At 72.1% G+C, this 15,665-nt stretch carries 17 protein-coding genes; 10 read left to right on the top strand and 7 right to left on the bottom strand.

What is annotated here, in order from left to right; translation table 11 throughout:
* From ABEA82_RS14280 to ABEA82_RS14270, 3 genes are all read right to left on the bottom strand, one after another.
* The gene (locus ABEA82_RS14280; RefSeq protein ID WP_345661823.1) at window positions 1–1,407 is read right to left on the bottom strand and encodes a PP2C family protein-serine/threonine phosphatase; all 1,407 of its coding nucleotides are present in this window, start codon (window positions 1,405–1,407) and stop codon (window positions 1–3) included.
* A gap of 271 nt (window positions 1,408–1,678) precedes the next feature.
* Window positions 1,679–2,773: a baeRF3 domain-containing protein gene (locus ABEA82_RS14275; protein WP_345661822.1), complete on the bottom strand. Its 1,095-nt coding sequence runs from the start codon at window positions 2,771–2,773 to the stop codon at window positions 1,679–1,681.
* Between the two features lie 90 nt (window positions 2,774–2,863).
* On the bottom strand, window positions 2,864–4,432 hold the full coding sequence (locus ABEA82_RS14270; protein WP_345661821.1) for an alpha/beta hydrolase: 1,569 nt from the start codon (window positions 4,430–4,432) through the stop codon (window positions 2,864–2,866).
* 318 nt (window positions 4,433–4,750) lie between these two features.
* Between ABEA82_RS14270 and ABEA82_RS14265 the strand changes: the two genes are divergently transcribed.
* On the top strand, window positions 4,751–5,407 hold the full coding sequence (locus ABEA82_RS14265; RefSeq protein ID WP_345661820.1) for a chaplin: 657 nt from the start codon (window positions 4,751–4,753) through the stop codon (window positions 5,405–5,407).
* A 69-nt stretch (window positions 5,408–5,476) separates the two neighbouring features.
* Here the strand turns inward: ABEA82_RS14265 and ABEA82_RS14260 are convergent, their stop codons facing one another.
* On the bottom strand, window positions 5,477–5,962 hold the full coding sequence (locus ABEA82_RS14260; RefSeq protein ID WP_345661819.1) for a nucleoside deaminase: 486 nt from the start codon (window positions 5,960–5,962) through the stop codon (window positions 5,477–5,479).
* Window positions 5,963–6,087: 125 nt separating this feature from the next.
* Between ABEA82_RS14260 and ABEA82_RS14255 the strand changes: the two genes are divergently transcribed.
* Window positions 6,088–6,864, top strand: coding sequence for a GNAT family N-acetyltransferase (locus ABEA82_RS14255; protein ID WP_345662351.1), 777 nt, complete (start codon window positions 6,088–6,090; stop codon window positions 6,862–6,864).
* A 240-nt stretch (window positions 6,865–7,104) separates the two neighbouring features.
* Here ABEA82_RS14255 and ABEA82_RS14250 read toward each other — a convergent pair whose 3' ends face one another.
* Complete coding sequence (locus ABEA82_RS14250; protein ID WP_345661818.1) at window positions 7,105–7,545, bottom strand: SPW repeat protein; 441 nt, start codon at window positions 7,543–7,545, stop codon at window positions 7,105–7,107.
* Between the two features lie 228 nt (window positions 7,546–7,773).
* Here ABEA82_RS14250 and ABEA82_RS14245 point away from each other — a divergent pair, with 228 nt between their 5' ends.
* The 4 genes from ABEA82_RS14245 (at window position 7,774) to ABEA82_RS14235 (ending at window position 10,197) form a co-directional block, all read left to right on the top strand.
* Window positions 7,774–7,950 (top strand): hypothetical protein, encoded by a 177-nt coding sequence (locus tag ABEA82_RS14245; protein ID WP_167545774.1) that lies wholly within the window; start codon window positions 7,774–7,776, stop codon window positions 7,948–7,950.
* 121 nt (window positions 7,951–8,071) lie between these two features.
* Window positions 8,072–8,155 (top strand): putative leader peptide, encoded by an 84-nt coding sequence (locus tag ABEA82_RS38670; protein ID WP_423654966.1) that lies wholly within the window; start codon window positions 8,072–8,074, stop codon window positions 8,153–8,155.
* A gap of 187 nt (window positions 8,156–8,342) precedes the next feature.
* Window positions 8,343–8,897 carry an NADPH-dependent FMN reductase gene (gene ssuE / locus ABEA82_RS14240; protein ID WP_345661817.1) on the top strand — a complete coding sequence of 185 codons (555 nt, stop codon included), beginning with the start codon at window positions 8,343–8,345 and terminating at the stop codon, window positions 8,895–8,897.
* A gap of 100 nt (window positions 8,898–8,997) precedes the next feature.
* Complete coding sequence (locus ABEA82_RS14235) at window positions 8,998–10,197, top strand: serine hydrolase domain-containing protein (RefSeq protein WP_345661816.1); 1,200 nt, start codon at window positions 8,998–9,000, stop codon at window positions 10,195–10,197.
* Here the strand turns inward: ABEA82_RS14235 and ABEA82_RS14230 are convergent.
* Window positions 10,194–11,243 (bottom strand): acyl-CoA dehydrogenase family protein, encoded by a 1,050-nt coding sequence (locus ABEA82_RS14230; protein ID WP_345661815.1) that lies wholly within the window; start codon window positions 11,241–11,243, stop codon window positions 10,194–10,196. The genes ABEA82_RS14235 and ABEA82_RS14230 overlap by 4 nt on opposite strands.
* A 106-nt stretch (window positions 11,244–11,349) precedes the next feature.
* Between ABEA82_RS14230 and ABEA82_RS14225 the strand changes: the two genes are divergently transcribed.
* Both ABEA82_RS14225 and ABEA82_RS14220 read left to right on the top strand, forming a co-directional pair.
* Window positions 11,350–11,700, top strand: coding sequence for a YciI family protein (locus ABEA82_RS14225; protein ID WP_003987969.1), 351 nt, complete (start codon window positions 11,350–11,352; stop codon window positions 11,698–11,700).
* Window positions 11,700–12,932 (top strand): RNA polymerase sigma factor, encoded by a 1,233-nt coding sequence (locus ABEA82_RS14220; RefSeq protein WP_345661814.1) that lies wholly within the window; start codon window positions 11,700–11,702, stop codon window positions 12,930–12,932. The genes ABEA82_RS14225 and ABEA82_RS14220 overlap by 1 nt, the downstream gene beginning before the upstream one ends.
* Here ABEA82_RS14220 and ABEA82_RS14215 read toward each other — a convergent pair.
* Complete coding sequence (locus ABEA82_RS14215) at window positions 12,907–14,010, bottom strand: substrate-binding domain-containing protein (RefSeq protein ID WP_345662350.1); 1,104 nt, start codon at window positions 14,008–14,010, stop codon at window positions 12,907–12,909. The genes ABEA82_RS14220 and ABEA82_RS14215 overlap by 26 nt on opposite strands.
* A gap of 80 nt (window positions 14,011–14,090) precedes the next feature.
* Between ABEA82_RS14215 and ABEA82_RS14210 the strand changes: the two genes are divergently transcribed.
* Both ABEA82_RS14210 and ABEA82_RS14205 read left to right on the top strand, forming a co-directional pair.
* Window positions 14,091–14,528: a MarR family winged helix-turn-helix transcriptional regulator gene (locus tag ABEA82_RS14210; RefSeq protein WP_345661813.1), complete on the top strand. Its 438-nt coding sequence runs from the start codon at window positions 14,091–14,093 to the stop codon at window positions 14,526–14,528.
* 187 nt (window positions 14,529–14,715) lie between these two features.
* A complete protein-coding gene (locus ABEA82_RS14205) occupies window positions 14,716–15,606 on the top strand; it encodes a glycoside hydrolase family 19 protein (protein WP_345661812.1) in 891 nt (296 codons plus the stop codon).
* Window positions 15,607–15,665 lie beyond the last annotated feature (59 nt).

Genomic DNA, 15,665 nt, shown 5'->3' with positions numbered 1-15,665 from the left:
CTATGACATGACCTTGGCGACGAGCACGCAGGCGTTGTCCTCGCGCTCGCTCTCGCCGAACTCCTTGACGACCGTGCGCACGCAGTCCTCCGCTGTGCGGTTCCCGGCCAGCCGCGGGGCCAGGTCGAGCAGGAGGGCCGCGGCCGCCGTGCCGGTGTGGCCGGGTACCAGCCCGTCGGTGTGCAGGAGCAGGAGGTCGCCCACCTGAAGGGTCTCCTCGGCCTGCCCGTAGGTGGCGCCCGAGGTGGCGCCGAGCAGGACGCCGTCCGGTGCGCTCAGCGCGCGCCCCGCCCCGTCGCGGAACAGCAGCGGGGCGGGATGTCCGGCCTGCGCCCACACCAGGGTGCGCGTGGCGGGCCGGTAGCGGCAGCAGAGGGCGCTGCCGAGGGCGGGTTGCACGGTGGCGTCGAGTAACTGGTTCAGCAGGGCCATCAGTTGCCCCGGTCGCGCACCCGCCATCGCCATGCCGCGTACGGCGCCGAGCAGCATGGTCATGTTCGAGGTGACGCCGACGCCGCTCCCGGTGAGGTCGCCGACGCCGAGGAGGGTCTCGCCGTCGGTCAGTTCGAGCGCGTCGTACCAGTCACCGCCGATCAGGGTGGCGGTGGACGCCGGCAGTTGGTGGGTCGCGACGTCCAGGGCCCCGGGTCCGCGGTGCGGGAGCCGCAGGGAGCCGCGCCACGGCGGCAGCACGGCCTCCTGCAGCTCGACCGCGAGCCGGTGCTCGGTCCGCGCGGCCTCCCGCTGGTCGTGGAGCGAGTCACGGGTCTCGCTCACCACCCGCTGGCTGCGGCGCAGTGCGCTGACGTCGCGCAGCACGGCCCACATCGAGGCGGTGCTGCCGTCGGCGTCGAGCACCGGTTCGCCCATCATGTGCACGGTCCGTACGTCACCGTCCCGGCGTGCGATGCGGAACTCTCCGTCGATGGGCCGGGCGTCGACGAGGCAGTCGGTGACCATCGCCGTCAGCCTCGGCCGGTCCTCGTCGAGGACCACCGAGGGCAGCTCGTCGAGGGTGAGCGGGGGAGCGGCGGGGTCACGGCCGAGGATGTCGTAGAGCTCCCCCGACCAACTGGCCTCGTCCGTCAGCAGGTTCCACTCGGCGCTGCCCACCCGGCTGAGCAGCGAGCCGGGTGCGGGCGCGGGGGGTTCCGCGGACGCCGTGGGGGGCGGCCCGTCCCGGAGCTGGGCCAGGTGCTCGTCGAGATCGTTGAGCTGGTGCAGGGCCAGGTCGTACAGGGCGCGTTGCCAGCGTCCCCGAGGGTGGTCCGCCTCCTCCCCCTCGGCGTCGCGCCGCACCGCGTCCACATCACCCTTGAGCCGCCGCGTCTGCGAGATGAGCGCGTCGACCGAGCCGCGTCCGGGCGGCTGGGCGGCGGGGCGGTCCGCGGAGAGGTGGGACGGCATGACGCACTCCGATGCGGGACGGTACGGCCAAAGGCGGACGGAGGGACCGCTACGACTGTCGCACAGGCCGCCATGGCCTGTAAGGGCTTTGGCAACACACGATACGGTGGTGCTTCTGGCATATGCCACAGTCTCGCGGAGTTACTCCGAGGTAGGTGCGGGGTGTCCTACCGTAAGGTCCAAGTCGTAGATTACACAGGCGAGTTGACGACCCGTCGGTAACCTGGAGCGCGGTTGCTCCGGGTGTTCGACGGCCTTGTGTTCGATGCTTTCAGTACCGCAGTACTCCGGCGATGCCGTCCGCCTCTCCGAGCATGCCGTCCGGTACGAAGCGGACGTCGGCCCCCGTCTCCAGGCACTGCTCGACGATCTCGTCCACGATGTCCTCACGGGAGCCGAGATCGCCGCTCTCGGTGAGGATCAGGTGGTCCCCGGCGTCGTGGGCCGACACACGGTAGTTCTCCTCGACGGCCAGCAGCCGGACGCGGCCGTCCCGGGCGCTCTGCCACAGCTCGTCGACGCCGGCGGCGAACTCCCGCCGCCCGCGGGCGGTTTCGAGGGCGCGCGCCACGGTGTCCGTGCTCCTGCGGGCCTCCGCCTCGAGAACCGGCCGCATGGCCTGCCACACCGCCTCGGGCGTACCGTGCGCGAGTCCGCCGTGCGGGACGTGCACCGCGCTCCCGGCGGTGCCGCCGACCTCGTCCAGCAGCGTCAGCGCGGCCGGCTCCCCGGTCACGTACAGCCGTCGCGGGTGGTCGCGCAGGACGGCGCTCATCGCGATGTCGGTCTCGCGCAGGAACTGGCGGGTGCGCTCTTCCCGGAAGGCGCTCGGCAGGTCACCGACCCGCTGCTGCCGTTCCGGGTCGAAGTTCTCCATCCGCCGGGTCAGCGGGAAGCCGCCGACGCGCGCCTCGGTGACGCGGTCCGCGCCGCCGTTCCACAGCGTGACGCGGTCGGCGGCGAGCGACAGCACCCAGAACGGCCGCTCGGCCGTCTGGGCGGAGACGAGGTTGCGGGTGAGAAACGTGTCCGAGAGCACCACGCGTTCGGGCACGCTCCGGGAGAGCGACCACACCTGGTGCTCGCCGGAGGCCGCGAAGATCACCAGGCCGTCCTCGGCGTGCGTCAGGTCGACCTCGGACAGGGCCCGGTCGAGGCGCCGGGCGACCTCGGTCCGTCGGTCCCGGCTGACCGCCGGATCCGCCTCCAGCTGCCGTTTCGCCTCGGCCACGACATTGCGCAGCCGGACCTGGTCCTGGGCGTTGTAGGGCTCGCGCCGGTGCGTCGGCGTCAGTACGGAGACCGCCGGGTAGGGGCGCGGGCGCCGCAGCTCGGTGAGGGTCGCTGGACTCAGAACGTGCTCCATGACAGCACGATAGAGCCAATTCACCATGAGGGCATTTGGGGTAATCGAACCGAATGCGACGCCGGGTGCCGCAGGGCGCGCACGTCCTGATCAGGAAGGCTCGGGGTCGCGGTCGGGACCGCAGGAACTGCCGTTCGGCGGGAGGGTGCCGTACAGCAGGAACGCGTCGACCTTGCGGTGCACGCACTTGGAGGAGCCGTAGCCGGTGTGCCCCTCACCCCGGTTGTCGAGCACCACGGCCGACGACCCGAGCCGCTCGGCCGTCTCCACCGTCCAGCGGTACGGGGTGGCCGGATCGCCGCGGGTGCCGACGAGCAGCATCCTCGGGGTGTCGAGGTCCTTGACCTCGTCCCGGATGAAGTCGGTGCCCTTGGGGCGGCCGTAGCACATCAGCACCTGGGTGAGCCGGTACCGGCCGAACACCGGGGACGCCTGTTCGTACCGGGTGCGCAGCCTGCCGAGGTCCCTGGCGACCTGCGCGGCGGCGGGGCGGTCGGGATCGTCCGCGCAGTTGACCGCCATCAGCGCCGCCGGGAGGTTGTCCAGCGGCACGTCCTCCGGGTCGACCAGCCCGCGGTGGGGGCGCAGCGGCGGCAGCGTGACGCCCCCGGAAGCGAAGGCCTCCAGAGCGCGTGTGTCACCGTCCTCCAGCAGCTGCGCGATGGCCCGCTGGAGTGAAGGCCACAGTTCTCTGCTGTAGAGCCCCTGAGCGAGGGCCCCCACGAAGTCCTGGCCGGAGAACGCCTCGCCGAAGTCCGTCGGCACCGGGTCCTCGTCGAGCGACTCGACCACCTGGACGATGTCCTCCCTGGCCTCCCGCGGGTTCTGCCCGAAGGGGCAGGCGATGTCCTCGGTGCACCAGGTGAGGAAGTTCTCCAGGGCGGTCTGCTGACTCTGCGCGCTCACCACGCCCTGCTCGGACAGCGGCTCGGTCAGTGTGTCGACGCCGTCCAGCACCATCCTGCCGACCTTGCCGGGGAACTGGGCCGCGTACACCGCGCCCAGCCGGCTTCCGTAGGAGAAGCCCAGGTAGTTCAGCTTGGAGTCGCCGAGCGCGTCGCGTATGACGTCCAGGTCGCGGGCGGCGTTCACCGTGCCGATGTGGGGCAGGACGGGGCCCGAGTGCTCGGTGCACTCGGCCGCGGCGTCGCGCAGCCTCTGCAGTACGGCCTGCGGATCGGCCACGGCGGCGTCCGTCTCGTCCAGCGCGTCGTCGGGGGCGTTCCCGCAGCTGACCGGCGAGGAGCGGCCGACGCCGCGGGGATCAAAACCGACCACGTCGTAGCCGTTCGTCAGGCCCATGAACTCCTTGCCCGCCATGGCGAGTTGTCCCACGCCCTGACCGCCGGGGCCGCCGAAGTTCAGCAGCACCGAGCCCCGGGACTTCCCGGTGGCCCGGAAGCGGGCCACGGCGAGATCCAGCGTCCCTTTGCCGGGCGCGGCGTAGTCGAGCGGAACGGTGACCTTTCCGCAGCGGAGGTCCTTCGGCATGTCCGGCCCCTCGCAGGCCGACCAGGTGACCTTCTGGTCGTAGAAGCGCGACAGGCCGGGCGGGGGGTCGTCCGCGGCCGGCAGCCCCGCACCCAGCAGTGCGAGCCCGGCCGCGCCGACGACGGCGCAGCGCCGGACCGAGGGGCGCACGGACAGCTTGGCCAGCATCGATGCCTCCAGGGGGCGCCCCACAGCGGACCGGGTACCGGCGCCCTCGCTCACCATATGCGGGCACCGCACACCCCGCCTCCGGGCGATCCGGGCGAGCCGAGCGGGGCGAGCGGGGTGGGTGGGGCCGGTGAGCCGGACGGGGCGGGGGCCTGCGCCGCGCGGCGGCGTCCCACATACGAAGGGCTTTACCGCTAGTTCGACAACCGGGCCGCTCGATGGAGTGAAAGGCCGATTAGCCACTAACCAGGATCGACCGCCCGCGTTTTATCCCGTGCGGGTGAGTGCCCGCGACGATGTCTGGAAGGCAGGGACCCTATGAGACGGGTTACCCGAAACGGTGTGATCGCCGTCGCCGCCGCCTCGGGCGCGATGGCCGTGACCGTCCCCGCGTACGCCGGCTCCGGGGCGGACGGCTCGGCGGCCGGTTCGCCCGGGGTGGTCTCCGGCAACACGGTTCAGCTGCCGGTGCACGTCCCGGTGAACGTGTGCGGAAACACCGTGAACGTGGTGGGGCTGCTCAATCCGGCCGCGGGCAACACGTGCGCGAACAAGGACCGGCCGGGCAGCGGGTCCGGCGGCGGTGCGGTCGCCGAGGGCAGTGGGAAGCATTCACCGGGGGTGGCCTCCGGCAACGGCGTGCAACTGCCCGTCGACCTGCCGGTCAACGTCACCGGCAACTCGGTGAACGTGGTCGGCGTCGGCAACGCGTCCGTGGGCAACGAGTCCTCGAACACCCCGGGCGACCGCCCCGTGCGCCCGGACCGGCCCCGCCACCAGAAACCGACGCCGGAACCGTCCACCCCGCCCCGGGCGCCGACGGCCCCCGAGCCGGCCCCGCACACCCCGCGGCACAACGAGGCCCTGGCCCACACGGGTGCGGACCACACCCTCCCGGCCGTGGCGGCGAGCGCGGCGCTCGTGCTCGGCGGAGTGGCCCTCCGCCGCCGCTTCCGCTCCGGGGCGGACGACTGATCGCACGGCCGGGGAGGCAGGGAGGGAAACAGTGTCCTTCCCGCCGCCCCGGCCGTCCCGGTCGGCGACTCAGTCGCGTCCGGTGTGGAACCGTGTGTGCAACTCCCGGATCTGCTCCGTCAGTTCGGGCACCGGCCCGTCCACGACCACACCGGGTGCGATGGCGTGGACGGGGAGTGTCCGAACCGGCGGTGCGGGGACTCCCAACTCGCTGAGCCAGGCGGCGAGTTGTTCGGACGAGGCGACATAGACGATACGTCCCAGGCCGACCCAGGCGTGCGCGGCCGCGCACATCGGGCAGTGCTCGCCGGAGGTGTAGACCGTGGCCGCCGCCCGCTCCTCGGGCGTGAGATGAGCGGCCGACCAGCGCGCCAGTTCGAACTCGGGATGGCGGGTGTGATCGCCCGAGGCCACCCGGTTGTGGTCCTCACCGAGGACCGTGCCGTCGGCGCCCACCAGTACCGAACCGAACGGCTCGTCCCCGGCGTCCAGTGCCTCGGCCGCGAGCTCCACGCAGCGGCGCAGGTACGGCAGTTCCGTGTCCTTGACGACCATGGTGCCGGGGCCCTTCCTCGTGGCGACGTGATCAACAGGACTCTACGGCGGGCGGGGCCCGCGGCCGCACGGGAAAACCCGTTGCCGGGCCGCGCGGCCGATGGTGGGGTGTGCCCATGCCATCCATGGATCATGCCGCGCTGCTCGCCCTGTTCGACCGCGAGCTGCGCGAGGGAGCGCGACCGGACGGCCCCGACGCGCGGGTCGAACGGACCCGTGACGTGGTGCGCTGCGTCAGCGACGCACAGGGCTGGAACGGCGTGGTGTGGTCCGCCCTCGACGAGACCACGGCGGACGCCGCGATCGCCGGGCAGGCAAGCGACTACACCGCGCTCGGCCTGGACTTCGAGTGGAAGCTCTACGGGCACGACCGCCCGGCCGACCTCGGGTCCCGCCTGCGTGCGGCCGGGTTCACCCCCGATCCCGAGGAGACCGTGATGGTCGGCGAGATCGCGGACCTGGACCTCGGCGCCACACCGCCGCAGGGCGTCCGCGTCGTGCCGGTCACCGATCCGGCCGGAGTCGATCTCGTCGCCGACGTCCATGAGAAGGCGTTCGGCCAGGACAGCTCCTTGCTGCGCCACCACCTTCTCGCCCGGCTCGCGGCCGATCCGGACACCGTCGTCGCGGTGGTGGCGATGGCCGGGGACGAGCCGGTGAGCTCGGCCCGTATGGAGCTCGTGCCGGGCACGCGGTTCGCCGGCCTGTGGGGCGGCGGCACCGTCGAGGGCTGGCGCGGGCGCGGGATCTACCGCTCCCTGGTGGCCCATCGCGCCCACGTCGCCGCGGCCCGCGGCTACCGCTGGCTCCAGGTCGACGCCACCAGTCAGAGCCGCCCCATTCTGGAACGCCTCGGCTTCGTACCGCTGACCACGACGACGCCCTACGTGTACAGGCCGTAGCCGCCCCGCGCCCGGAGCCCCCACAGCCCCTGGCCGGATCTCCGCGGCCCGGCCCCGATGTCACGTCCGCGCCCGCCCGATCCGTCGCCTCGTCATGACGGCGATCGCCGAGCGCGGCCGGACCGATCTGCCTTCTCGTCGGCTCGCGGCCCGGTGCGCGCACGGAAGGGGCCGGTCCGGGCGCGGACCGGCCCTCTGCTCCTTCCGGCAGAGTTTCTTCAGCGTTCCTTCAGTGCAGGGCTAGGGCCTCGGAGTGGCTTTCGCCGCCGTGCCGGCGCAGACAAGCCCCAGGAGCACGGCCAGCGCGCCGATGACGATGTTGTTCCACACGACACCGGCGTCCGGGCTGTCGCCGACGATCCACGGCGAGATGATCATCCACACCCCGAGGGCGCACATGGCCCAGCTCAGGCCGTACATACGCTCGGGAGCGCGTGTGAACCCGAGCGCCAGCAGGCCGATCGCGATCCCCATGATCAGGTTGTGGGTGACGAGCGGCGGCTGGCTGGTCGTGTAGTGGACTATCCACGGGGAGGCGGCGCAGTACAGACCGAGCAGGAACACCGGTCCGTCCACGAGCGCCACATCACGACCACCGAGCATGCGGGCGTACCGGGCCCGCATTTCGGAGGCATCAGGGTGGCTGGTTATGTCCCCTCTGGTGGGCGAGACGTTGGCCATGACTCGTCTCCTTCGTCTTACAGGGCGACCGCGTCTGGAGGGGTATGCGGTAAGCGCCGCGTAAAGCTCATTCTGCTCTTATTTTTCCTTTATGTGTAGAGGTCTGTGAGGGCTGTGGTGTCTTACCGGGCGGTACATGTCCGGGCGGATCGGGGGCAGCCGGATGTGTACGACAGTGACGGATCGGGCCGCCCCGGCGGGCGGCCCGGGACAAGGAGGGCAGCGGACGTGTCAGCGGCCACGAGCGCGAAGGTGTTGGAGCGGTTTCCGGCGGGAGCGCCGCGCGGATCGTGGCCGGCGGAGGAGTACGCGGCACGCCGCCGCGCGGAGGGCGAGCCCGCCACCGTCGTGATGGACCTGGAGTCGGACGCCTTCCTCGTGGTGGTCCCGTCGGACGACGACTGAACGCAACTGCCGGGGTGACCAGGCGATTCCGGGCGCCCGTCGCCGAAACGCCTGGTCCGGGATACGAGATGAGCCGCGGATTCCTTGACGGCCCTCGTCCGCCACTGCCACGATCGATGGCATGACCATGCGACTGGACCTCACGCGGCGACGCCACGTCGACCTCGCACGCGTCTCCAGCGCCTTCTGTCGCGCCGCAGCCTGAGTCTTCCGGCTCGCCGCTTCTCCACACCGCCGTATCCGCCGGCCGAACTCCGCTTCGCCGGCGGGCCGTCAGGGGCGGTGCATTCCCCTCACGCCCGCATCCGGTGTACGTCACGCCCTTCGCCCGGCGCGCCCCCCGGATTCGGCGCTGCCATGCGCAGTCGCGCCTCTCCCGGAAAAGAGAACCCATGGCCACCGTCCTGTCCGTCTCCGGAAGTCCCTCCGCCTCCTCCCGCACCGGCCGACTGCTGCGCCACCTCGACGAACGGCTCGTCGCCCAGGGGCATGACGTGATCCCGCTCGACGTCCGCACCATCCCCGCCGACGCCCTGCTCGGCGCGGACTTCCGGCACCCCGCCATCGTCGAGGCCACCGAGTTGTTCGCGCGGGCCGACGGTGTCGTCATCGGCACCCCCGTCTACAAGGCGTCCTACTCCGGGGTCCTCAAGGCCCTGCTGGATCTGCTCCCGCAGTACGCGCTCACCGGCAAGACCGTGCTGCCCCTCGCCACCGGCGGCAGCATCGCCCATGTCCTGGCCATCGACTACGCCCTGCGGCCCGTGCTCACCTCCATGGGTGCGGCCCACACGGTGCAGGGCTGGTTCACCCTCGACAAGGACCTCACCGTGCACGACGACGGCTCCCTGACCGTCGCGCCGTCCGCCGCCGAGGCGCTCGTCCAGGTCGTCGACCAGTTCTCCACGGCACTCGGCCGCACCCCGCTGCTGGCCGTGGCAGGGTGATCGCCACCGCCGCGCCCGACGATCAACCGTGTGGCCCGCGTTGGGCGTCCTCGGCATCAGGGGCAGACCTGGCCCCTCGATGACCAGGAGGCACACATCCATGAAGAAGCGGGCCGCACGCACTGTCTCGTTAGCCCTTGCCGCGGCGTTGTCCGCCGCCGGAGCGGCACTCGCCCCGGCGGCGCAGGCGGCACAGCAGGGGCACGGCCATGAGGCGACCAGAGCCGCACTGCGCGACATCGTCGACAAGGGCGGACTCCCCGGCGTGGCCGCGAAGGTCCGCGACAGCAGAGGCAGTTGGTTCGCGGCCGCCGGCCACGCGGACACCGCCACCGGACGAAAGCGTTCGGCCGCCGACCACTTCCGCGGTGCCAGCATCACCAAGACGTTCGTCGCGACCGTCCTGCTCCAACTGGAGGCGGAAGGCGGACTGAGTCTGGACGACACCGTAGAGAAGTGGCTGCCGGGGCTGCTGCGCGGCAACGGCTACGACGGCGGCGAGATCACCCTGCGTCAGCTCCTCAACCACACCAGCGGCATAGCCAACTACACCGACGATCCCGGGTTCATCCACGGCGCCGCTGGCCCCGGCTTCCCGGAACACCGGTACGACACGCACACGCCCGAAGAGCTCGTGGCGATCGCCCTGAAGTACCCGCCCCTGCCCGACCAGCGGGCGGCACCCTCGTACTCGGACACCAACTTCGTCATCGCGGGCATGGTCATCGAGAAGGCGACGGGCCACTCGTACGCGCACGAGATCACCCACCGCATCATCCGGCCGCTGAAGCTGCGCGGCACGTCCTTCCCCGGTACGGCGCCGCAGATGCCGAAGCCGCACCCCGTCGGCTACTCCCGGCTCCACCAGGAGACGCCCGACGCCGAGATCCACGACGCCACCGAACAGAACATGACCTGGCTGGGCGCGGCGGGTGACGTCATCTCCACCAGCGGCGACCTCAACCGCTTCCAGCGGGCCCTGATCAAGGGCGAGTTGCTGCCCCGGGCGCAGATGAGGGAGATGCTGGACGAGGTCCCGGCCGGGGGCGGGTTCGGGTACGGACTCGGCGTCGAGTTCGCCGAGCTGTCCTGCGGTGTGCGGGTGGTGGGCAAGAGCGGCCGTACGAACGGCTCCCTGTCCGCGATGGTCGGTACCCCGGACGGGGAGCATCAGCTGACGTTCAACATCAACGGCGACTGGCTCCAGGACCCCGAGCTCTACACCGACGTGGTCGAGGCGGAGTTCTGCGGCAAGGTACCGGCCCGCGCCGGCCGGCCGTCGCTGCCCCCGCTCGGCTAGCCGGACGCCAGCGTGCCGAGGTGCGTCCGGCGTGCCTCGGCCGTCTGCCCCTGCACCAGCAGGAACATCCCCTCGCGTGCCAGCCGCTGCGCCCGGCTGTCCAGGGTCATGGACCGGCCGCCCCCGGACACGATCGCCGCGGTCGTGGCCGCGCGCAGCAGCTCGTACGCCCTCGTCCGCACCGCCAGACGTTCCGGGACGGACTCGTGGGGGGCGGGGTGGTCGGCCAGGGCGTAGGCCTCACGCCGGACCGCGTCGAGCCGGGCCCGCAGCGACCGGGCCGGCCCCTCGCCGTCGGGGCTCCGTGCCAGCAGGTTCAGCGCCGCCTCGGCCACTCCGAACACGGCCGGACTGGCGTTCGCGGCCCTGGGCAGGTCGACCAGGGCGAACTCCTCCCGCGGGGTGCGCAGCACGACGTCCCCCTCCGGCACCCACAGGCCGTCCAGCTCCAGGGAGACCGTACGGGCGGCGCCGAGGGCCGCGAGCCGCAACGGCGCCGACGGGCGCATCCCCGGCTGCTCGCGGGCGTCGGTGACGACGAACACCACCTCCGCCGTGTCCGTCACCCCCGCCAGCAGCAGCACGTCGTTCAGGCCCCAGCCCGTGTACCAGGGCACCCTGCCCTCGAAGCGCCAGCCGCCCCGCTCCGGCACGGCCCGTACGGGAACGCGGGGGAAGGCACGGACATGGGCGTACGCGATGCCCGCCAGTACCTCGCCGGTCGCCAGCGGCCGCAACAGCTTCTCCCGGACCGGCGAGTCGTATGTGGCGAGCAGCTTCACCGGTGTGTGGTGCTGTGTCTGCACGAACCATGTGGAACAGCACGCCCCCGCCAGGATCTCCGCGGTCTCCCGCGCCACGGCGACGGGCGCGTCCGCCCCGCCGTACTCCCGGGGCGCGCCCACCCCGAGCAGCCCCGACCGCTTCACCGCCTCGATGTGACTCGCCGGCACACCCTCCTGGTCGACGCGCTCGGCTTTCGGGACGAGGAGATCGTGCGCCAGCCGCCGCGCGGCGGTGACGAGGGGATGAGGCGTGGTGGTCATGAGGGAAATTCTCGCGGTCGTGCTGCGCGGGTTGTCGATCTGGGGGTGTGTCGTTCGTGTAGGAGGTGCAAGGACACCCGGATGACCAGAGGCCGAGGAGGCCGTCATGAAGTACTACCTGCTCAGCGTGATGCAGCCGGTCGGCGACCCGCCCGCCCCCGAGGTCCTCGAGGAGATCGGCGAGAATCTCGGCGCCTTCCACCGCGAACTGCGCGAGGCGGGCGCGTGGGTCTTCGCCGGAGGGCTGCACGGCCCGGAGTCCTCCACCGTGCTGCGGCCCGGCGACGGCGACGTCCTGATCACCGACGGCCCGTACGCCGAGGGCAAGGAGATGCTCGGCGGTATCTGCCTGCTCAAGGCACCCGACCTGGACGCCGCTCTGGAGTGGGGACGCAAGGCGGCCCTGGCCACCACCCTGCCCATCGAGGTGCGCCCCTTCATGGGAGACGCCGACTGATGGATGTGGATGTCGAGGCGGTCTTCCGCGCGGAGTACGGCCGCGCGGTCGCCGTCCTCGTCCGCTTCCTCGGCGACATCGACCTCGCCGAGGAAGCGGTGCAGGACGCCTTCACCACGGCGGTCCGGCGGTGGCCGGAGACCGGCGTCCCGCCGAGCCCGGCCGGGTGGATCATCACCACCGCCCGCAACCGGGCCGTCGACCGTCTGCGCCGCGAGTCGTCCCGGGCCGCCCGGCACGCCGAGGCGGCCCTGCTGCACGCCCCCGACGCACCGCCCGAGGAGGGCCCCGTGCGCGACGACCGGCTCCGCCTGATCTTCACCTGCTGCCATCCGGCGCTCGCCCTCCGGACCCGGGTCGCCCTGACCCTGAGACTCCTCGGCGGACTCACCACGGCGCAGATCGCCCGCGCGTTCCTGGTGCCGGAGCCGACCATGGCGCAGCGGCTGGTCCGCGCGAAGGCGAAGATCCGCGACGCCGGCATCCCGTACCGGGTGCCCCGCGACGCCGACCTGCCCGACCGGCTCGGCGGCGTCCTGGCCGTCGTCTACCTGATCTTCAACCAGGGGTACGAGGGCTCGCCCGAGCTGTGCGCGGAAGCACTGCGGCTCGGCCGGCTGCTGGTCGCACTCATGCCGGACGAGCCCGAGGCGACCGGCCTGCTCGCGCTGATGCTCCTCGTCGAGTCACGCCGCGACGCCCGCGAGAGCGACCGGGGCGAACTGGTGCCACTGCCCGAACAGGACCGGGCCCGCTGGGACCGCGAGCTGATCGCCGAAGGTCAGGCGCTGGTCCGCCGCTGCCTGCGCCGGAACCGGCCCGGGCCCTACCAGGTCCAGGCCGCCATCCAGGCCGTCCACAGTGACGCGCCCCGCGCGGAAGCCACCGACTGGGCTCAGATCCGGCAGCTGTACGACCAGCTCATGGTCATCGCCCCCAGCCCGGTCGTGGCCCTGAACCGGGCCGTCGCCGTGGCCGAGACCGACGGTCCGGGGCCCGCCCTCGCCCTCGTGGACGCCCTCGACCTCGACGGTTACCACGTCTTCCACGCCGTCCGCGCCGACCTGCTGCGCCGTCTGGGCCGGGCCGGCGAGGCCGTCCAGGCCTACGAGCAGGCCGCCGCGCTCGCCGAGAACCCCGCGGAACGCGCCTTCCTCGACGGGCGCGGGAGGGCGCTCACCCGGCGAGGCGGACCGGACGGCACGGTCACCGACGTGGATCCAGCTCCGTGAGCACGTCGAAGTCGAGCCCGTCGGCGCGTGCCAGGTAGATCCGCTGGCGCACATGCGCGTCCCGCAGGTGCAGCAGCCCGCGCGGCCCCTCGTACGACACCGCGCCCGCCGCCGCCCCGATCGCCGTCACGTCCACCGTCCCGGCCCTCCTCAACAGTGCGGCCAGCAGCAGCACGCCCTCGTAGCAGGACTCACCGAGGCTGCCGACGGCGGGCGCCTCGACGCCGAAGCGGGCCGCGTACCGGCTGTGGAAGTCGAGGGTGTCCCGGTTGGCCAGCGAGGCGAAGAATCCGGCCGTGCTGTACAGGTCCTCGGTGGCCGCCGGGCCGCTCGCCATCAGCATGTTCTCGTCCATCAGCGTGCTCAGCCGCAGACAGCGCGCGTGCAGGCCGTGCGTCGCGAAGGCCCGGTTGAAGCGCACCGCGTCGCTGCCGACGAGCAGCATCAGCACCCCGTCGGCCTCCGCGTGCTCGATGCGCCGCATCACCCGTTCGAAGTCGTGGGTGCCGAGCGGGAGATACGCCTCGTCGGCGACGCACCCGCCGGACGCCCGCGCGTATCCGCGGGCCGCCCGAGCCGTGCGCCGCGGCCACACGTAGTCGTTGCCCAGCACGAACCACCGGCGCACCCGGCGCTCGCGCGCCAGCAGGTCCATCGCGGGCCGCAGCTGGTCGCGCGGGGTCTCGCTGGTCAGGAACACGCCCGCGGTGTGCTCACCGCCCTCGTACAGCGCGGTGTACACGTACGGAACGCGGTGCGCGACTCTCGGTGCCACCGCCCGGCGCACCGAGGAGATGTGCCAGCCCGTGACACCCTGGACGACGCCCAGGTCCACCAGCGCCTCGACCTGCCCGGCGACCTCACCCGGCGGGCCCGAGCCGTCGACCGGCACCAGCCGCAGCTCCCTGCCGAGCACACCGCCGTCCCGGTTGACCTCCTCGGCGGCCAGCCGCGCGCACAGCTCGCAGGCGGGCCCGAAGACGCCGGCCGGCCCCTGCAAGGGAACGACGAGCGCCACGCCGAGCACGGAGTCGTCGGCCGTGAACCACTCGGGCGCGGTGAGGTCGTGCCGGAACATGGCGTCATGATTACGGCTCGCCCGTACGAACTCCAGTGCGTCTCCTACGATGGACATCCCTCTTGAGCCTAGGAGCAGGGATGCCCACCCCAACCCCGCGTCGGCCGGACGACTTGCTGCATCTGCTGACGCGGGCCGAGCGGCTCGCGGCCCGGCGGCTCCAGGCCCTGCTGGAGGCGGAGGGCTGCTCGCTGGACGCCTGGCGGGTGCTGGCCCTGCTGTCCGACGGCGAGGGGTACCACATGACGGCGATCGCGGATGCCGCCCTCCTGCCGCCCCCGACGCTCACCAAGCTGATCGACCAGCTCGTCGACCAGAACCTGGTGCACCGCCGGGTCGACCCGTACGACCGCCGCCGCGTGCTCGCCCATCTCACCCCGCGCGGCCGGGAGTACTGGCAGCGCGTCGACCGTGCGGTGCGCGCCGGCCGGCCGACTCTCGGCGACGGCGAGGACGACCTGTTGCGGTCCCTGCTGGCCCGGCTGGCGGCGACGCTGGAGGAACAGGCTCACGTCTGAGCCACCCGCCACCCGATGACTGGTCTACACCCTTGACTGGTACAGACCAACGCGGTTGAGTGTGCGTCCACACCCCCACCCACGGCCGCCCCCACGCCGTGACCGGTCCACCGGTGCGCGCGGTCAAGGCTCTGCTCCGCCCTGCCCTTGTCAGGGTGCGGCCGTGCTCCGCAAAGGAGTTGATCCCGTGTCGAGACGCCGTGTCTCCGCCGTCCTGGCCACCCTCGTCCTCGCGGGCGCCGCGCCCGTGCTCCTGCCCGCCTCCAGCGCCTCCGCAGCCGCCTGCTCCAGCTACCCGAGCTGGGTGGCGGGAAAGTCGTACAACGCCGGCGACATCGTCCGCTACACCGACGGCAAGGCGTACATCGCCGAGCACGCCAATCCGGGCTACGACCCGACCATCAGCACCTGGTACTGGGAGCCGTACGCCTGCGACAGCGGTCCGGGCACGCCCAACGCGCGCTTCGTCGTGACCGAGGCACAGTTCAACCAGATGTTCCCGAACCGGAATTCCTTCTACACCTACAGCGGGCTCACCGCGGCCCTGAGCGCCTACCCCGGCTTCGCCAACACCGGCAGCGACACGGTGAAGAAGCAGGAGGCCGCGGCCTTCCTCGCCAACGTCGGTCATGAGACCGGCGGTCTGGTGCACGTGGTGGAGCAGAACACCGCCAACTACCCGCACTACTGCGACTGGAGCCGGCCCTACGGCTGTCCGGCCGGCCAGGCCGCCTACTACGGGCGCGGACCGATCCAGCTCAGCTGGAACTTCAACTACAAGGCCGCAGGCGACGCGCTCGGCATCGACCTGCTGAACAACCCCTGGCTGGTGCAGAACGACGCGGCCGTGGCCTGGAAGACGGCCCTGTGGTACTGGAACACCCAGACCGGCCCCGGCACCATGACCCCGCACAACGCCATGGTCAACGGCGCCGGTTTCGGCCAGACCATCCGCAGCATCAACGGCTCGCTGGAGTGCGACGGCAAGAACCCGGCACAGGTGCAGAGCCGCGTCAGCAACTACCAGCGGTTCACGCAGATCCTCGGGACGTCGGCCGGCGGCAACCTCTACTGCTGACGCCGCGGGCGTGGTGTCATGCGGGGTGTCATGCACCTGACCTACGTCGGATGAAGGGC

Origin of the sequence: Streptomyces venetus (assembly GCF_039540295.1) — a bacterium.
Lineage (GTDB): Bacteria > Actinomycetota > Actinomycetes > Streptomycetales > Streptomycetaceae > Streptomyces > Streptomyces venetus.
The sequence above is the reverse complement of the archived record's forward strand: the minus strand, read 5'-3'. Positions and strand labels throughout refer to the sequence as shown.

Coding starts and splice junctions, on each gene's coding strand:
- ABEA82_RS14280 (WP_345661823.1), bottom strand. CDS start 1,407: ATGCCGTCCCACCTCTCCGCGGACCGCCCCGCCGCCCAGCCGCCCGGA.
- ABEA82_RS14275 (WP_345661822.1), bottom strand. CDS start 2,773: ATGGAGCACGTTCTGAGTCCAGCGACCCTCACCGAGCTGCGGCGCCCG.
- ABEA82_RS14270 (WP_345661821.1), bottom strand. CDS start 4,432: ATGCTGGCCAAGCTGTCCGTGCGCCCCTCGGTCCGGCGCTGCGCCGTC.
- ABEA82_RS14265 (WP_345661820.1), top strand. CDS start 4,751: ATGAGACGGGTTACCCGAAACGGTGTGATCGCCGTCGCCGCCGCCTCG.
- ABEA82_RS14260 (WP_345661819.1), bottom strand. CDS start 5,962: ATGGTCGTCAAGGACACGGAACTGCCGTACCTGCGCCGCTGCGTGGAG.
- ABEA82_RS14255 (WP_345662351.1), top strand. CDS start 6,088: ATGGATCATGCCGCGCTGCTCGCCCTGTTCGACCGCGAGCTGCGCGAG.
- ABEA82_RS14250 (WP_345661818.1), bottom strand. CDS start 7,545: ATGGCCAACGTCTCGCCCACCAGAGGGGACATAACCAGCCACCCTGAT.
- ABEA82_RS38670 (WP_423654966.1), top strand. CDS start 8,072: ATGACCATGCGACTGGACCTCACGCGGCGACGCCACGTCGACCTCGCA.
- ssuE (WP_345661817.1), top strand. CDS start 8,343: ATGGCCACCGTCCTGTCCGTCTCCGGAAGTCCCTCCGCCTCCTCCCGC.
- ABEA82_RS14235 (WP_345661816.1), top strand. CDS start 8,998: ATGAAGAAGCGGGCCGCACGCACTGTCTCGTTAGCCCTTGCCGCGGCG.
- ABEA82_RS14230 (WP_345661815.1), bottom strand. CDS start 11,243: ATGACCACCACGCCTCATCCCCTCGTCACCGCCGCGCGGCGGCTGGCG.
- ABEA82_RS14225 (WP_003987969.1), top strand. CDS start 11,350: ATGAAGTACTACCTGCTCAGCGTGATGCAGCCGGTCGGCGACCCGCCC.
- ABEA82_RS14220 (WP_345661814.1), top strand. CDS start 11,700: ATGGATGTGGATGTCGAGGCGGTCTTCCGCGCGGAGTACGGCCGCGCG.
- ABEA82_RS14215 (WP_345662350.1), bottom strand. CDS start 14,010: ATGTTCCGGCACGACCTCACCGCGCCCGAGTGGTTCACGGCCGACGAC.
- ABEA82_RS14210 (WP_345661813.1), top strand. CDS start 14,091: ATGCCCACCCCAACCCCGCGTCGGCCGGACGACTTGCTGCATCTGCTG.